Origin of the sequence: Streptomyces sp. H39-S7, assembly GCF_027158205.1 — a bacterium.
Taxonomy (GTDB): domain Bacteria; phylum Actinomycetota; class Actinomycetes; order Streptomycetales; family Streptomycetaceae; genus Actinacidiphila.
Window position 1 is genome coordinate 2440 of the sequence record NZ_JAPVLU010000090.1, and the last position, 1375, is coordinate 3814.

Genomic DNA, 1375 nt, shown 5'->3' on the forward strand with positions numbered 1-1375 from the left:
GGCCAGGGCGAACGGCGACGACGGGTCCGCCTTCCTGCCTCCGGGCGAGGTCCTTGACAGCTACCAACACGGAATCGCCCAGTCCATCACCCCGGACAACCCGTCGGGCCGCGCCGCCCTTCTGCGGCTCTGGGCCGGCGATCGTGACGAGGAATCCCTGCTGACGCAGGCGGGCACCGAGCTCCTACGCCGGCTGATCCTGCTCGCACTTCGCGAGTTGTCACGGTGAGCTGTGTCCGTGAGCCATCGCCGAAACGCCGTCTCCGGCGCACCGGGGTCCCGTCGCGGAGAGCTGCGGACCGTGGGCTGTGGGCTTGCTCAGCGCGCTGCCCAGGTTTCGGTCCGCGTCAGCGCCTTCGATCATGAGGGTCACTTCTTCGATGCGGTGGAACCGGCCGTCGGGCGCGAGGTCGCCGAACAGGTAGACCTCGGTGCGCACGGTCGATCCGTCGGTTTTGGTGACCTGGACGGTGTGACGGTCGGCGTAGTGGCCGTCGTCGCTCGGCTCCTGGTGTACCTCGATGAAGCCGTCGGCCACGAATGTTGTCGGGTCCGGTGCCCCTCAGCAGTAGCGGGACAGGCGCGGGGGCGTCATCTCGCGCAGTACCCCTGCCGGTCGTGGTGAGCTCCATACGTGTATCGAACGTCCGTTCGTGCCCAACCCACGGCCAACCGAGGCGTCTTGGTGTGCGCGCCGGGTGGGCACTGCAGCCAGTCAACCGACTGCGAGGCGCTTCTGTACTCAGGCGGGGATGTGGTGGTCGCGGGTACGCAGTTGCTCGTTCAACGCCTGGGCTTGTTCCAATTGCTCCTGCAGCGCCACGATGCGGCACGCGTCCTCGATCGCGGTGCCCTGATCGACGAGTTCACGAACCCGGACGGCGATGCGCAGTTGGTAGCGCGAGTAGCGGCGGTGGCCACCCTCGGATCGCAGCGGGGTGATCAGGCGGGCTGCGTCGAGCGCGCGCAGGAAGCCGGGGCTGGTGCCGATCATGTCGGCGGCGCGGCCGATGGTGTAGGCGGGGTAGTCGTCGTCATCGAGACGGCCGTAGGGGTCATTTGCTGTCATCTCACCTCCCTGGGACACAGGCGGCGGGTCGGGGACGTGTGGAGGGGCCCTGGTGCCGTAGCACCAGGGCCCCGAAGGACGGAAAACACCACCTGCCGGCCCTAGTCCTGCGCCGGCCTACTTAAGTCCGCACTGCCGACCGCGGTCGGGGGTGCGGGGATCGCGATGCGTGACCGGAGACCACCTCACTATCGATGTCCTGCGGTACCCGAGCCTTTCCACTTCGCCCGGGCGATCCTGATGGCGCAGTACCGGTTTGGCAAGTGATCAGTTCAGAGGGAACGGAGGGGTTGAGCGCCATCAGGA

At 67.6% G+C, this 1375-nt stretch carries 2 protein-coding genes and 1 pseudogene; 1 reads left to right on the forward strand and 2 read right to left on the reverse strand.

Annotated elements, in window-relative coordinates; translation table 11 throughout:
* On the forward strand, positions 1-229 hold a 229-nt coding region (locus O3X23_RS41850; RefSeq protein WP_269279913.1), incomplete at its 5' end, for a hypothetical protein.
* A gap of 93 nt (positions 230-322) precedes the next feature.
* On the opposite strand, the pseudogene O3X23_RS41855 reads toward O3X23_RS41850, so the two are convergent.
* Together O3X23_RS41855 and O3X23_RS41860 are read right to left on the reverse strand one after the other, a co-directional pair.
* Positions 323-544, reverse strand: a pseudogene (locus O3X23_RS41855) (nuclear transport factor 2 family protein); the annotation flags it as partial.
* Between the two features lie 198 nt (positions 545-742).
* Positions 743-1069, reverse strand: coding sequence for a MerR family transcriptional regulator (locus O3X23_RS41860; RefSeq protein ID WP_269279916.1), 327 nt, complete (start codon positions 1067-1069; stop codon positions 743-745).
* Positions 1070-1375: the final 306 nt, after the last annotated feature.

Excerpts from the sequence above, each read along its gene's own strand:
- O3X23_RS41860 (WP_269279916.1), bottom strand. The coding sequence starts at position 1,069 with ATGACAGCAAATGACCCCTACGGCCGTCTCGATGACGACGACTACCCC.